Raw genomic sequence first — 13,389 nt, 5'->3', positions numbered from 1 at the left:
TCGCGCTTCTCCGATGCTTCCTCCCGACACCACCGGGGTGCAGCTCAGCCCCGACGAGGTGGCCCGCTTCGCCCGCCACCTGATCCTGCCGGAGGTGGGCATGGAGGGCCAGAAGCGTCTCAAGGCCTCCTCGGTGCTGTGTGTGGGCACCGGCGGCCTCGGTTCGCCGCTGCTGCTGTATCTGGCCGCCGCGGGCGTGGGCCGGATCGGCATCGTCGATTTCGACGTGGTGGATCACTCCAACCTCCAGCGGCAGGTGATCCACGGCACCAGCTGGGTGGGCAAGCCCAAGATCGAATCCGCCAAGGCCCGGATCCTCGAGATCAACCCCCACTGCCAGGTGGATCTCTACGAGACCGCCCTGACCAGTGAGAACGCTCTGGCGATCATTGAGCCCTACGACATCGTCTGCGACGGCACCGACAACTTCCCCACCCGCTATCTCGTCAACGACGCCTGCGTGCTGCTGGGCAAGCCCAACGTCTACGGCTCGATCTTCCGCTTCGAAGGCCAGGCCACGGTGTTCAACCTCGATGCCGAAAGCCCCAACTACCGCGATCTGTTTCCCGAGCCGCCGCCGCCGGGCATGGTGCCCTCCTGCGCCGAGGGCGGCGTGGTGGGCGTGCTGCCCGGCATCATCGGCGTGATCCAGGCCACCGAGGCGGTGAAGATCATCACCGGCATCGGCACCACCCTCAGCGGCCGCCTGCTGCTGTTTGATGCATTGGGCATGAAGTTCCGCGAGCTGAAGCTGCGGCCCAACCCGGAGCGGCCGGTGATCAACGAACTGATTGATTACCAGGAGTTCTGCGGCGTGGGTGGCAGCGCCCCCGGCCAGGAGGAGGCGGGCAGTGTGCCCAGCATCACCGTCGCCGAGCTCAAGACGATCATCGACGGCGAGCTGGAGGACATCCTGCTGGTCGATGTGCGCAATCCCCCTGAGGCCGACATTGCCGTGATCCCTGGTGCCCTGCTGGTGCCGCTCGATCGGATTGAGAGTGGCGAGGCGATTGACGATGTGCGCCGGCTGGCTCAGGGCAAGAAGCTCTACGTGCACTGCAAACTCGGCGGCCGCAGTGCCAAGGCCCTGATTGCCCTGGGCCGTCATGGGATTGAGGGCACCAACGTGGCCGGCGGCATCGACGCCTGGAGCCAGGAGGTGGATCCATCGGTGCCCCGTTACTGAGGCGGTGGCTGCGGGTCCGCTTCGCGGGCCCAACCGATGATCATGGGCCCGCCGTGTCTCAGCGCCGGCTGATCGCCCTGGAGGGCCAGTTTCCGGCCTTTCTGGCGGCCTCGATCATGCCGGTGCTGCTGATGCCCCTGGCGAATGAGGTGGGGCCCTTCCCGCAGCCCCTGGTGGCGCCGATCGTCTTCGATCTGCTGATTCTGCAGTCGGTTCGGACACTGCCGGTGCTGCTGCCCACGTTCAGAGGACGTTGCATCGGTGCGCTCTACCAGTGGCTCGGGCTCGTCACCGGGCTGCTCATCTGGGTTCCTTCCCTGTTTCGGGGCTGGCCATCAGGCCACCTGCAGGTGGCCACTCTGCTCCTGGTGGCGATTTTCTTCATCACCACCTCCGTGCGGCTGGTGAGGCTCCTGGCACGGGTGCCGAGGGTGAACCTGTCCGTGCTGGCCGGCGCTGCTGGCGGTTATGTGCATCTTGGCCTCACCGGCGGCATGGTGGCCACCGCCATTGAGGTGGTGCACCCGGGTTCCTTTCTGCTGGGGGCCGTGGGCAGCCATGAGGCCCTCAGGGACAGGCTCCTTTACTACAGCTTCGTGACAGTGGCCGGTCTGGGTTATGGCGATGTGCTTCCCGGTAACCCAGTGGGTGAGCGCTTCGCCATCCTGCTGAGTGTGAGCAGTACCCTCTACATATCCCTGTTGGTGGGCCTGCTGCTCGGGCGCTTCATCGCCCACGAAGCGGCGGAGCTGGAGGAGCATTGGCAGGAGCACAAGACCCTGGCGTCGTCTCCGCCGGATCGGCTGCCGATGGACGATCAGTAATCCACGCCGCGCTTGAGGTCGACACCGCGTTCGGCGTAGTGCTTGTGGCACACCATCTCGGAGTGGACGCTGGCCAGGGCGAAGTAGGCCGGCAGGTTCTTGCAGCGACCCGTGAGGATCACCTCGGTTTCGGCGGGCTTGCGCAGCAGGGTCTGCACGATCGGCTCCACCGGCAGCAACTCCAGATCGACCGTGGGGTTGATCTCGTCGAGAATCACGGTTTTGTAGAGCCCACTGGCGATGGCGGCGCGGGCGATCTCCCAGGCCCGCTCGGCCTCCACGTAGTCGATCGGCTGCTGCTGGCCCCGCCAGACAATTGCGTCACGGCCGGAGCGAAGGTGATCCACCAGGTGGGGATAGCTCTCGCGCAGCGCCGCGATCGCGGCGTCTTCGGTGTAGCCGCTGCCCCCCTTGAGCCACTGCAGGATCAGCACCCGGTGGCTCTTGTCCTGGCTGATGCCCCGGCCGATCGCCTGCAGGGCTTTGCCCAGGGCACTGGTGGATTTGCCCTTGCCCTCCCCGGTGTAGATCTCGATGCCTTCGAGGCCCTGGGCCTGACCCGGCTCCCCATCGGCGTCATCGGGGCGGCGATGGGCGCGCATCTCGGAATGGAGGTCAGCCAGCTGCACCAGGGCGCCGGGTGCTCCCCGCCCGGTGGCGATCACCTCCATGCCAGCCGGTTTGGCCGACAGGGTCCGCACCACCTCGTCGGTGTCGAGCAGGCCCAGGTCCAGGACCGGATTGAGTTCGTCCAGCACCACCACCGAATAGAGGTTGCTGGCGATCGCACCTCTGGCGATGTCCCAGCCCCGCTGGGCTTCCTGGCGATCGAAGCGGGTCGCTTCCTCTGCAGTGAAGAATTCGCCGCGGCCGGTGCGCACCTGGTCGATCAGATGGGGAAAGCCCTGCTGGAGCGCCTCGATGGCGGAATCCTCGTCGTAGGCCCGACCCGGACCCTTGAGAAAACGGAGCAGCAACACCCGGGTGCGCTTCTGCTCACAGATGCCCAGCCCGATCGTGCGCAGCACCACGCCCAGGGCCGCCTGGCTCTTGCCTTTGCCATCGCCGTCGTAGACGTGCAGCTGGCCATGGGCGCGTTCGTCACTGCCGGCCGCCGTACGGATGCCGATGCCGCGGCCGGTGCCCCGTTGCGGCGTCTGGGTGCTGCTGGCGGGGGGAGACATCGCAGGAGCGGCGGCAGATCGATGCTAACGACGGACCGCCCCAGCGCTTGCCAGGATTGCCGCCATGGCCCATCCCCGGATCGAGCATCTGCCGGAGCCTCTGGAGCGAGGCCTGGAACGGCTGCGGCAGCACCTGGCCGGATTCGAGTCGGTGGTGGTGGCGTATTCCGGTGGTGTGGACAGCACCCTGGTGGCGGCGATCGCGGCAGAGCAACTGGGCGAGGGCGCCCTGGCAATCACCGGTGTCTCGCCGGCCCTGGCGCCCCATCTGCGCGAGGAGGCCCGGCTGCAGGCGGCCTGGCTGGGCCTGCGGCACCGGGAGATTCCCACCGCCGAGCTGAACGATCCTGCCTACAGCAGCAATCCGGAACGGCGCTGCTACGCCTGCAAACGCGAGCTGCACAGCCTGCTGGCGCCGTTGGCCGCCGCTGCCGGCGGGGCGCCCGTGCTCGATGGCGTGAACCTCGACGATCTCGGCGACCACCGCCCCGGCATCGACGCGGCCCGTGAGCACGGGGTGGGTTCTCCCCTGGCCGATCTCGGCCTCGACAAGCAGGCGGTGCGTCGCATCTCCCGCGCGCTTGGGTTCCCGTGGTGGGACAAGCCGGCCCAGCCCTGTCTGGCGTCGCGGTTTCCCTATGGCGAGCCGATCACGACCACACGGTTGCAGCGGGTGGCCGCGGCCGAGGACTGGTTACGCCAGCGGGGGCTGCGGGATCTGCGGGTACGCAGCCAGGGCGAAACGGCGCGGATCGAGCTGCCCGCCGCCCAACTGCCGGAGCTGCTGGCGCGGCTGGCCGATGGTGGTAGTTCCGCTGGTTTCCGACAGGAGCTGGTGGAGGCTCTGCTGGGCCTGGGCTTCACGGCGGTGAGCCTGGACCTGGAAGGCTTGGTCAGCGGCAAGCTCAACCGAGGACTCGATCACGACGTCAACAGCTGCCCCTGACGGCCGGGCTGGCGATTGGCGATCACCCCTGAGCATGTGGCGATGGCTGCGTTGGTCCTGAGGGCTCAATGAGCAAGGACTGTTGCGTTTTGGGGAGCATAAAAAAGCACCCAGCAGGGTGCTTCAAGCGCTCGCGGCGCGCTAACTGGGCTGGCGCCTGGAGATCCAAACGCTGATCCAGATCCAACCGCTGAGTCAGCGGTGGTGTGCAGGGGTCAGGCGGCCGCCAGGATCGGATCCCGATCTGCCCCGGCGATGCACTCCGGCGTTTCGCGTCGAAAGCTGGTGAGCTTGTGCGTTCGGGCCTCCAGTTCTTCACAGAGCACCGCACAGGCCAGCTCGGGCATGGTGTGGTCACCGCAGGTGAACACATCCACGGCCGCGTACCCGGATTCGGGCCAGGTGTGAATCGAGATGTGCGATTCGGCCAGCAGGGCAAGCCCGGTGACCCCCTGGGGATCGAAATGATGGGTGATCAGATTGAGCAGGGTGGCGCCAGCACGTTTCGCTGCTGTGGTGATGGCGGTCCTGAGAAAGGCTTCGTCGTTGAGCTTGGCAGACGTGCAGTCGTAGAGCTCAAGGATGCAGTGTTTACCCACCGTATCGGTGGTACTGGTCCCACTCACGCTCTGCAGGGTGGTGGGGGTGGTGGAGTGAGCACCAGTCCATCCCGGGTTGGGGTGGAGGCAGGGCAGGCTCTGGTTCATTGAATCCAGACAAACAGGGACCACCATACGCCCCAAAGTCGTTGGCTGGTGCAGGAAGTGGCGCAATCCAGCCTCTGACGCGCCGATCAGGGCCTGGATTCCGCCCCCAGCGAGTCCGCGTCCCGCTTGTCCGCCGTCAACGCCTTCGGTTCAGGCCCGAGGCTGCCGCCGCGCAGGCGCACCAGCTGGGCGGCCTGCCGCCAGCCCTCGCCAAAGCCGTCGACATGGGTGGCGCTGACGAGGCACTGGTGGCCCTCCCCCACCGCCTCCAGCAGCAGGCGCTGGCGCTGCGGATCGAGCTCGGCCAGCACATCGTCGAGCAGCAGCAGGGGGGGGGCGCCCACCACCTCTTCCACCAGGGCCAGTTCCGCCAGTTTCAGGGCCAGCACCAGGGTGCGTTGCTGGCCGGCTGAGCCGTAGCGCCGCGCCGGTTGCTCCCCCAGCAGCAGGGCGATTTCATCCCGCTGCGGACCCACCAGGCATTGGCCCAGCCGCAGCTCCTCGCTGCGCTGCAGCAGCAGCTGGGCCACCATCGCCTCCCGCCAGGGTGCCTCGGCGTCCTCCCCCTCCAGCAGCGTGCCGCTTCGGTACTCGAGCCGCAGCTGGTCCCGGCCGCCGCTGAGGCGCTCCTGCCAGGCCGCCGCCAGGGGTTCGAGCCGCCGCAGGGCCCGCCAGCGCCGCCGGTGCAGCCGAGTGCCGATCGCCGCCATCTGCAGATCGAAGGCATCCAGCAGGTCCTCCCGCTGGCTTACGGGGCCGCCGCGGCGCAACAGCTGGCTGCGCTGCCGCAGCAGGCGGCCGTAACGGCTGAGCAGGTCGCCGTAGACGGGCTCAAGCTGAAGCACCACCCGATCGAGCCACTGGCGCCGCAGGGCGGGCTCCCCCCGCACCAGGTCGAGGTCGAGGGCGCTGAAGGTGACGCAGCGCAGCCGCCCTGGCAGGTCCAGCTGCCGCTCGAGCACCTTGCCGTTGCGACTGGCGATCCGTCCCCCCCGCTGCCTCAGCTCCAGCTGCAACTGGTCGCCGTCGGAGCACATCGCCTGCAGCTGGCTGAGGCTGTGACCGTGGCGGATCAGGTCGCGGTCGCTGCCGGTGCGGTGGGAGCGAAGGCTGCAGAGCAGCTCCACCGCCTCCAGCAGGTTCGACTTGCCTTCGCCGTTGGGCCCCACCACCAGCAGGCGCGGCTCGTGTAGCTCCAGCCGGAGGTGCTCGATGTTGCGGAACTGGCGCAGCTCCAGGCGATGCAGCCGGATGGCTCAGGTGCGGCGTGCGGTTAAGGTAGCCCTGCCGGCAGCGGGGCTTTGACACCTCGAGGTCTGCCTTGAGCAGCACATCCGCAGGACCCCTTCTCCGGACATCGCTGTTTCAGGGTCGGTTCGGGTCCGGCCGTCAGCTTCGGCTCGACGCAGGCGCCTCACCGCAGGGGCATGTAGCTCAGTTGGATAGAGCATCAGATTCCGGTTCTGAGGGTCGGGGGTTCGAGTCCCTCCATGCTCGTGGTCAGCCTTGACGATCTCAGCCCTGCCGATCTGAACGGCAGGGCTTTTTCATGGCATGCCCGCCCCGTTGGTCCGATTCCGCCCTGCAGCGAATACGGCCTGTCGCGCCTCTGGCCTTCAACTCAGCGGTTTCCCCCGGGAGAGCCCAGCGACAGGCCCATGGCGCGGATCCCGCCGGGATCGACCAGAAACCCCAGCGCTTCCAGCGGCAGGATCGCCTCAGGAGGGGCGGACAGGGACACGCTGCAGCCGCCCAGTTCCCGCCGCAGGCGCGTCAGGGCCCCATGCAGCAGCGCCGCCAGGATCTCGGTCGGGTCGGGGTCCTGGGGATCGGCCAGCAGATCCCAGAGATTGGCATTGAGGGCCTGATCACTGGTGGAGCGCACGAATCCCACCAACCGTCCATCGGGTCCGCGCACAGCCAGGTGCCAGGCGCTGCGTTCGATCGCCTGCAGCCAGCGTTGGCTGGCCCGGGGCTGCTCGCCGCAGGCGCCCATCAACCGATTCAGTTCTTCCGGCGAGGGGATCGGATCCTGCAGCAGGCGGTAGCCCTCCCGAAGCCGGGGTGCGGCGGGTTGACTGCGGAACGGAATCAACAGGGAGTCCAGCACGGTCAACCGGTGTTGCGCATGCCGGCGGCAATGCCGTTGATCGTGAGCAGGGCGCCGCGCAGCAGCTCGCTGCGGCTGTAGGTCCGCCCGTCCTGGCCGGCGGCCGTGGCTTCGCTCATCGGTGGTTGACGATTCTGATCCCGCAGGCGCCGCAGCAGGGCCACCTGCAGGTATCCGAGCGGCACGATCGTGCGATTGCGCAGATCCACCGACAGCTGCAGGGCCGGATCACTGTCGAGCAGGCGCTCCTGCCCGGCGATGCGCAGCACCAGGTCACGGGTGCGCTGAAACTCGGCGGCGATCGTCTGGAAGATGCGCTCGAAGGCGTCGCGGTTTTCCTCCCGCCCCAGGGCCTGCACGTAGTGGTGGGCGAGATCGATGTCCACCTTGGAGAGGGTCATCTCCACCTTGGAGATCAGCATGCGGAAGAACGGCCAGCGCTGGTGCAGCAGCCGCAGCAGTTCCAGTTGGCCGGGATCCCGGTGCAACTCCTCCTCCAGGGCTGCACCCACGCCGAACCAGCTGGGCAGCAGGAAGCGGCTCTGGGTCCAGCCGAACACCCAGGGAATGGCCCGCAGGCTGGAGAGGTCCTTGGCGCCGCTCTTGCGCCGGGCCGGCCGGCTGGAGATCTGCAGCTTGCTGATTTCCTCGATCGGGGTGACCTGCTGGAAGAAGGCCACCAGATCGGGGTTGTCGTGAACCAGGGCGCGGTAGTGATCGCGGGAGCGGGCGGCGAGCCGCGCCATCAGCTCATTCCAGCTGGGGGTGTCATCCACCGGTGCACTGACCAGGCTGTTCTGCAGCACAGCCGTGGTCATGGTTTCGAGGTTGTAGAGGGCCAGCTCCGGCAGCGAGTACTTGGAGGCGAGCACTTCCCCCTGTTCGGTGATCTTGATCCGGCCCTTCAAGGTGCCACTGGGCTGGGCCAGGATCGCCTGATAGGCCGGTCCGCCACCGCGACCCACCGATCCACCGCGGCCGTGGAACAGGCGCAGCGCCACCCCGTGCTGGCTGGCCAGCTCTTCCAGGGCGATCTGGGCCTTGTGGATTTCCCAGTTGCTGGACAGGAAACCGGAATCCTTGTTGCTGTCGGAATAGCCCAGCATCACTTCCTGAAGCGGTGGGCCGCCCTCTTCCCCCGAGGCGATCAGGGCCCGGTAGAAGGGTTCGCAGAACAGGCGCTCCATCACCGCCGGAGCCCGCTGCAGGTCTTCCACCGTTTCGAACAGGGGCACCACCAGCAGCGAAGAGTGGGGCGCCAGCGGATCCACCAGGCCCGCTTCCTTGGCCAGCAGCAGCACCTCCAGCACATCCGACACCGTGTGGCTCATCGAGATCACGTAGGTGCGACAGATGCGGGCGCCGAATTCCTGCTGCAGGCGCTGCAGCATCCGGAAGACCGCCAGAGTCTCGTGGGTGGCATCGCTCCAGCGCACCGCCGGAGACACCAGCGGCCGACGGGTCTTGAGTTCGGTCAGCAGCCAGCTCACCCGCTGCTCCTCATCCATCTCGCCGTAGGGCACGGGCAGCTGCAGATAGCGGCTGACCTCGTCGAGCGCATCGCTGTGACGGGTGCTCTCCTGGCGGATGTCCAGGCTGGCCAGGCAGAAGGCGAAGATGTGCACCTGGCTGAGCAGGCTCTCCAGGGCTTCGCAACCCAGTCCGGTGCTCTCGAGGCTGTCGCGCACCAGTTCAAGGTCAGCCCGGAATTCGTCGACCGAGCCGTAGTGCAGTTCCGGTGGCGGCGGGGAGGCGAGGTTGCCGACCCCGCTGCCATCACCGATAAAGGCCGACGGCAGGCCCGAGTGGCCGTCACAGGGGGATTCCCAGCCGGCATCCACCAGCTGCTGGTTGCGCTGACGGGTGAGCTGGAGACGCTCCAGCGTGTAGCTCAGCTTCAGTCGGTAGGGCTCCAGCCGGTAGCGTGCCGCCCGCTCCTCATAGATCTCCGGGAAACGCAGCCGATCCATTTCCAGGGATTCCAGCAGGGCTGGGCTCACCTGACTCCACTGCATCGAAATGCTCAGCTGATCGCGCAGCTTGCCCACGGAGTGGATATAGCGCTCCAGCATCAGCTGACGCTGATAACAGGCTGTGCGCCAGGTGATCTCCGGTGTCACCGAAGGATTGCCGTCCCGATCGGAGCCCACCCAGGAGCCGAAGCTGCAGAAGGCATCGCGGGGCGAAAGCACGTCGGGGTAGCTGCCGCTCAGGGCCGTCCGCAGGCGCTGGCGCAGCTGGGGCATGGCATCGAACAGCACCTGCTGGAAGTAATGCAGGGCGTAATCCACCTCATCGAGAACCGAGGGTTTGAACTGGTGCAGTTCGTCGGTACGCCACCACAGCCGGATCTCTTCTTCCAGCTGCAGGCGGATGCGCTGGTCATCTTCGATGTTGGCCAGGCTGCTGCGCTGCAGTTGCTGGATCAAGGCCGCGACCTTCCGCTGCTTATGGCGCACGGTGTGGCGCACGATCTCGGTGGGGTGGGCCGTGAACACCAGGCGAATATCCAGCTCCCGCAGCAGGTTCTCGATCTGGGCCGGCGGAACGTTGAGGTTGCGCAGGCGTTGGAACAGCTCCCGGAAGGTGGCCGGTTCGGTCTGGCTGGCCAGAGGCGGCAGAAACGGATCGGTGCTGGGCGGTTCGGGCTGAAGCTTGAGGCTCTCGAGATAACTGTCTTCCTCGATGTGCTGCTCGAGGATGTTCACCAGCTGGAAGTACAGCGAGAAGGCTCTCGCGGCCGCGATCGCCTCGGAGAGATCCATGCTGCGGATCAGCTGCACGATCGCGTCGGTCGAGGTGGCGTTCGGCAGGATTGTGGCGCCGCCTTCGAGAGGATCGGTGGCACTGAGCTGTTTCAGCTGCACCAGCCGATCTGCCTGCTCCGGTGGACATTCGCTGCGGAGCACCGTTTCCCACAGGTCCTCCACCAGCTCCAGTCGTTCGCCGAGCAGCTGGCTCACCAGAGGCTTGGGCTCGGTGCTGGTGGCAAGCGACTCCCGCATCGGGATGAACGGCATGGCGGAACGGGTCATGATCATCCCAAAGGGGGGGGGCTGTCTGTCTCGTTGGGCTCCGCGCCCCGGACCTCCTGCTGTTCCATCACCTGGGCCTCGCAGGCGATGATCTCTGCGATGGTGCTGCCCGATCGCTGCCGCTCCACCCAGCGCATCGCCTGATTGCCCTGGTCGATCACCCGCTGCACCGGGGCCAGCACGCTGGTGAGCCCGAGGTCGTTCGCCAACGGGGCCATCGTCTCCAGGCTCTCGCGGATCCAGTCGGCCGCCATGATCGTGCGGCCCGTGCGCCAGTGGGTCAGGGGGGCCAGCAGGCTGGAGCGGGCTGCGGACTGATCATTGGCATCGGCCAGCTGGGCCAGGGCCTGGGCGTCCAGAGGGCTGGCCCGCAGGGGATCGTGGGCTGCCGGGTCTGCCAGCAGCTGGTGCAGGCGCAGTTCGGCGAAGGCGGTCACCGCTAGCAGCAGCAGCGGATCGGTGATCAGATCGCAGATGCGGATCTCGATCCGGTTGAGCTGGTGGGGCCTGGCGTCCCCGTTGGGCCGCACCGAGGTCCAGAGGTGGCGCACGTTCTGCATCGATCCAGCTGCCAGCTGCTCCGCCATCCACTCCACATAGTGGGCGTGATCGCGAAACAGCGGCACCTGCGCAGGAGTGAGCGGGAATTGCAGCCAGCGTTGCGAGTGGGCGCCCATCACCGCGCCATCGAGAAACGGGGAGCTGGCGCTCAGGGCCAGCAGCAGGGCTGCCTCACAGCGCAGCAGCCGCAGCCCGGCGAACAGGGCCGGCATGTCGCTGAGGCCCAGGTTGATGTGCACGCTGGCGGTGACCACCAAGGTGCCGTACGTGGACTCGATGTACCCGTGATAGGGGTTGTCCGGATCCGACCGCTCGAAATGACGGCTGTCCCCCAGGCTCAGGGTGCTGCCCGGCAGCAGGGTGAGCTGCCGCTCCGTCAGCCAGGGCCGCAGCCGTTGCCGCGGTTCCAGCAACAGCTCCAGCTGGCGCTGGTAACTGGCCTCCGGCGGGGTGGTGTACTCAAGGTTGCGACGATCCGGCTCGGTCACGAAATCGGGGAACCGGCGAGCCACTTCGGCGGAGCAGCCCACCACCGTGCCGTCGGCCCGGCCGGTGAACAGTTCCACTTCAAATCCCTTCGGCAGCAGAGGGCGGCTCATGCCCGGACCCCATCACCGAACGGGTGCCGCGCTGGAGTCTGCACACAGGCCAGGGCCTTGAGCATGCCGCGCGCCTTGTTGAGGGTTTCCTGGTATTCGGCGGTGGGCTGGGAATCGGCGACCAGTCCGGCGCCGGCCTGCACCTGTACCCGCCAGCCGCCGTCGGCGGCGGGAAGCACCACCATCGTTCGGATTGTGATGGCCGTGTTCAGGGCCCCTGCCAGATCCACCGCGCCATACACCCCCGAGTAGGGCCCGCGGGCGTTGGGTTCCAGCGCATGGATCAGCTGCATGGCCCGGATCTTGGGGGCACCGCTGACGGTGCCAGCCGGAAAGGAGGCCATCAGCAGATCCCAGACGTCCCGATCCGCCGTCAGCAGACCCTCCACCTGGCTGACGATGTGCATCACGTGGGAATAGCGCTCGATCACCATCAGATCGGTGACCTTGACCGTGCCTGGCCTGCAGACCCGGCCCAGATCATTGCGGCCCAGGTCCACCAGCATCACGTGCTCGGCCCGCTCCTTCGGATCGGCCAGCAGCTCAGCCTCCAGGGCCCTGTCCTCGGTGTCATTGTCACCGCGGTGACGGGTGCCGGCGATCGGCCGCAGGGAGGCCTTGATGGCGCCACTGCCATCGCTGGCAGGTTCCGCCTTCACCATCACTTCTGGACTGGAACCGATCAGGTACCAGCCGCCGAAGTTGAAGAAGGCCATGTACGGCGAGGGGTTGACCATCCGCAGGCTGCGGTAGAGGTCAAACGGGTCCCGCATGACGTGGCTTTCGAGGCGTTGGCTCAGCACCAGCTGAAAGACGTCGCCGGCGGCGATGTGGGCGCGGGCCTGACGCACGGCATCCTCGAAGTCGGCCTGGCTGCGGTTGCTGCTGGGTGGCTCGGCCAGTTCGGCGCGATCGTTCCAGGCCAGGGTCGTCAGGCCGGAGGGCAGGGGAGCCTGCATGCGGGCCTCCAGGGCTTCGATCCGTGCGAACGCCTCCTGCCAGGCCTGGGCCGGATCGGCGCCACCGCTGAGATCGGCGTAGGACACCGCCGTGATCTGGCGTTTCACCTGGTCGAACACCAGCAGGCTGTCGGCCAGCATCCAGCAGCCATCCGGTGGCCCCAGGGGGTCGGTGGGATGGATCGGGACGGTGGGCTCGATCCAATGGATCAGCTCATAGCCCCAGAAGCCGAACAGTTGCCCCACCGGCGGCAGGCCCGGCACCGGTGCCGGGCAGACCGGCTCCAGGGCCTGGCGCAGCTGCGTGAAGGGATTGCCGTGCAGGCTTTCGCGCCGACCGTCGCGCCAGCAGCGCTCCCCCTCTTCGCCGCGCACCGTCAGCGTCCAGAGCGGATCGCTCACCACAAAGCTCCAGCGCCCCAGGCGTTCGCCCCCTTCGACCGACTCCAGCAGCACCCCATGGTGGCTGGCCTGGCCCACCTTCAGCCAGGTGGTGAGGGGCGTCTCCAGGTCGGCGGGCCAGCGTTTCCACAGCGGCAGGAAGCTGAGGCCTGCCGCCGCCTGGGCGTGGAAGGCCTCATCGAACCACCCTCCGTCCAGGACATCCCCGTCGAGACCGGTGGTGCGCTGGCTGGGGCGCTCGGAAGGGACCATTGCAGCGGCAGGCGGGCAAAAAAAACGGGGCGCCTAGCCCCGCTGTTATAGGTCTTGGCCAGTACGGCTCAGGCGTCGAAGGTGTTCTTACCGCTGAACTTGAGAGCCGAGGGATTGGGGTTGTCGCCGATGCGACGGGGGGTGTGACCCACCATCGAGCGCCCCTCATTCACCTTCTCGGGGAAGACACCATCTTTGGGGTGCAGATATTCGGTGTCACCGCCTGGAAAGATGCGGTAGATCTTGTAATCCTCGATTCTAGGCTTGAACTTGGTGCGCAGTTGGGTGCCCAGGGCCAGGCACTGCTCCTTGCGGGCGAAGTACATCACGTTTTCGCCTTCGTTCATCTCAGCTGCACCACCGGTGGGCAGCTCAAAGGCCTGGGCCTTGCTGCTGGTCCAGGTGATCGCGTATTTCTCTTCGGTCTCGGCGGAGTTCAGGAGGCCGCCGGTGCTGCCGATGTACTTCGGGAGTTGACCGCTCAGCGCCGTTGCTGTCATAGCTGTTCCTGGATGGGGAGTCGGCAGACCGTTTCAGGCGGAAACTAGCACCGTGATTTTCGAGGTTCCGCCACCCTCTCGGCAGTCTTCACACCCGTCAACAAACCGTCCGATCGCCAGGGCG

General features: G+C 67.0%; 11 protein-coding genes and 1 tRNA gene. 4 read left to right on the top strand and 8 right to left on the bottom strand.

What is annotated here, in order from left to right:
* Positions 1-13 precede the first annotated feature (13 nt).
* Together moeB and H8F26_RS01585 are read left to right on the top strand one after the other, a co-directional pair.
* Positions 14-1,186: a molybdopterin-synthase adenylyltransferase MoeB gene (gene moeB / locus H8F26_RS01590; protein ID WP_197157013.1), complete on the top strand. Its 1,173-nt coding sequence runs from the start codon at positions 14-16 to the stop codon at positions 1,184-1,186.
* 53 nt (positions 1,187-1,239) lie between these two features.
* A complete protein-coding gene (locus tag H8F26_RS01585) occupies positions 1,240-2,010 on the top strand; it encodes a potassium channel family protein (protein WP_197157011.1) in 771 nt (256 codons plus the stop codon).
* Here the strand turns inward: H8F26_RS01585 and H8F26_RS01580 are convergent.
* Positions 2,004-3,194 carry a cob(I)yrinic acid a,c-diamide adenosyltransferase gene (locus H8F26_RS01580; protein ID WP_197157009.1) on the bottom strand — a complete coding sequence of 397 codons (1,191 nt, stop codon included), beginning with the start codon at positions 3,192-3,194 and terminating at the stop codon, positions 2,004-2,006. The genes H8F26_RS01585 and H8F26_RS01580 overlap by 7 nt on opposite strands.
* A gap of 64 nt (positions 3,195-3,258) precedes the next feature.
* Between H8F26_RS01580 and larE the strand changes: the two genes are divergently transcribed.
* A complete protein-coding gene (larE, locus tag H8F26_RS01575; protein WP_197157008.1) occupies positions 3,259-4,140 on the top strand; it encodes an ATP-dependent sacrificial sulfur transferase LarE in 882 nt (293 codons plus the stop codon).
* A 215-nt stretch (positions 4,141-4,355) separates the two neighbouring features.
* On the opposite strand, the gene speD is transcribed toward larE, so the two are convergent.
* Together speD and recF are read right to left on the bottom strand one after the other, a co-directional pair.
* Positions 4,356-4,847 carry an adenosylmethionine decarboxylase gene (speD, locus tag H8F26_RS01570; protein ID WP_197157006.1) on the bottom strand — a complete coding sequence of 164 codons (492 nt, stop codon included), beginning with the start codon at positions 4,845-4,847 and terminating at the stop codon, positions 4,356-4,358.
* 86 nt (positions 4,848-4,933) lie between these two features.
* Positions 4,934-6,079, bottom strand: coding sequence for a DNA replication/repair protein RecF (gene recF / locus H8F26_RS01565; RefSeq protein ID WP_231605683.1), 1,146 nt, complete (start codon positions 6,077-6,079; stop codon positions 4,934-4,936).
* 191 nt (positions 6,080-6,270) lie between these two features.
* Between recF and H8F26_RS01560 the strand changes: the two genes are divergently transcribed.
* Positions 6,271-6,344 (top strand) — tRNA-Arg (locus tag H8F26_RS01560).
* A gap of 124 nt (positions 6,345-6,468) precedes the next feature.
* Here the strand turns inward: H8F26_RS01560 and H8F26_RS01555 are convergent.
* The 5 genes from H8F26_RS01555 to H8F26_RS01535 all read right to left on the bottom strand — a co-directional run bounded on the left by H8F26_RS01555 (position 6,469) and on the right by H8F26_RS01535 (position 13,265).
* On the bottom strand, positions 6,469-6,957 hold the full coding sequence (locus H8F26_RS01555) for an N-acetyltransferase (RefSeq protein WP_231598257.1): 489 nt from the start codon (positions 6,955-6,957) through the stop codon (positions 6,469-6,471).
* Between the two features lie 2 nt (positions 6,958-6,959).
* Positions 6,960-9,998, bottom strand: coding sequence for a phosphoenolpyruvate carboxylase (gene ppc, locus H8F26_RS01550; protein WP_197157004.1), 3,039 nt, complete (start codon positions 9,996-9,998; stop codon positions 6,960-6,962).
* Positions 9,995-11,152, bottom strand: coding sequence for a glutamate--cysteine ligase (gene gshA / locus H8F26_RS01545; RefSeq protein WP_197157002.1), 1,158 nt, complete (start codon positions 11,150-11,152; stop codon positions 9,995-9,997). Before gshA ends, ppc begins: the two co-directional genes overlap by 4 nt.
* On the bottom strand, positions 11,149-12,765 hold the full coding sequence (locus tag H8F26_RS01540) for an anthranilate synthase component I family protein (protein ID WP_197157000.1): 1,617 nt from the start codon (positions 12,763-12,765) through the stop codon (positions 11,149-11,151). The genes gshA and H8F26_RS01540 overlap by 4 nt, the downstream gene beginning before the upstream one ends.
* A 68-nt stretch (positions 12,766-12,833) precedes the next feature.
* Positions 12,834-13,265, bottom strand: coding sequence for a photosystem I reaction center subunit II PsaD (locus tag H8F26_RS01535; RefSeq protein WP_197156998.1), 432 nt, complete (start codon positions 13,263-13,265; stop codon positions 12,834-12,836).
* Positions 13,266-13,389: the final 124 nt, after the last annotated feature.

This window comes from Synechococcus sp. CBW1006, from assembly GCF_015840525.1.
GTDB lineage: Bacteria > Cyanobacteriota > Cyanobacteriia > PCC-6307 > Cyanobiaceae > CBW1002.
This window is presented reverse-complemented; position numbering and strand designations above follow the sequence as displayed.

Coding starts and splice junctions, on each gene's coding strand:
- moeB (WP_197157013.1), top strand. CDS start 14: ATGCTTCCTCCCGACACCACCGGGGTGCAGCTCAGCCCCGACGAGGTG.
- H8F26_RS01580 (WP_197157009.1), bottom strand. CDS start 3,194: ATGTCTCCCCCCGCCAGCAGCACCCAGACGCCGCAACGGGGCACCGGC.
- larE (WP_197157008.1), top strand. CDS start 3,259: ATGGCCCATCCCCGGATCGAGCATCTGCCGGAGCCTCTGGAGCGAGGC.
- speD (WP_197157006.1), bottom strand. CDS start 4,847: ATGAACCAGAGCCTGCCCTGCCTCCACCCCAACCCGGGATGGACTGGT.
- ppc (WP_197157004.1), bottom strand. CDS start 9,998: ATGATCATGACCCGTTCCGCCATGCCGTTCATCCCGATGCGGGAGTCG.
- gshA (WP_197157002.1), bottom strand. CDS start 11,152: ATGAGCCGCCCTCTGCTGCCGAAGGGATTTGAAGTGGAACTGTTCACC.
- H8F26_RS01540 (WP_197157000.1), bottom strand. CDS start 12,765: ATGGTCCCTTCCGAGCGCCCCAGCCAGCGCACCACCGGTCTCGACGGG.
- H8F26_RS01535 (WP_197156998.1), bottom strand. CDS start 13,265: ATGACAGCAACGGCGCTGAGCGGTCAACTCCCGAAGTACATCGGCAGC.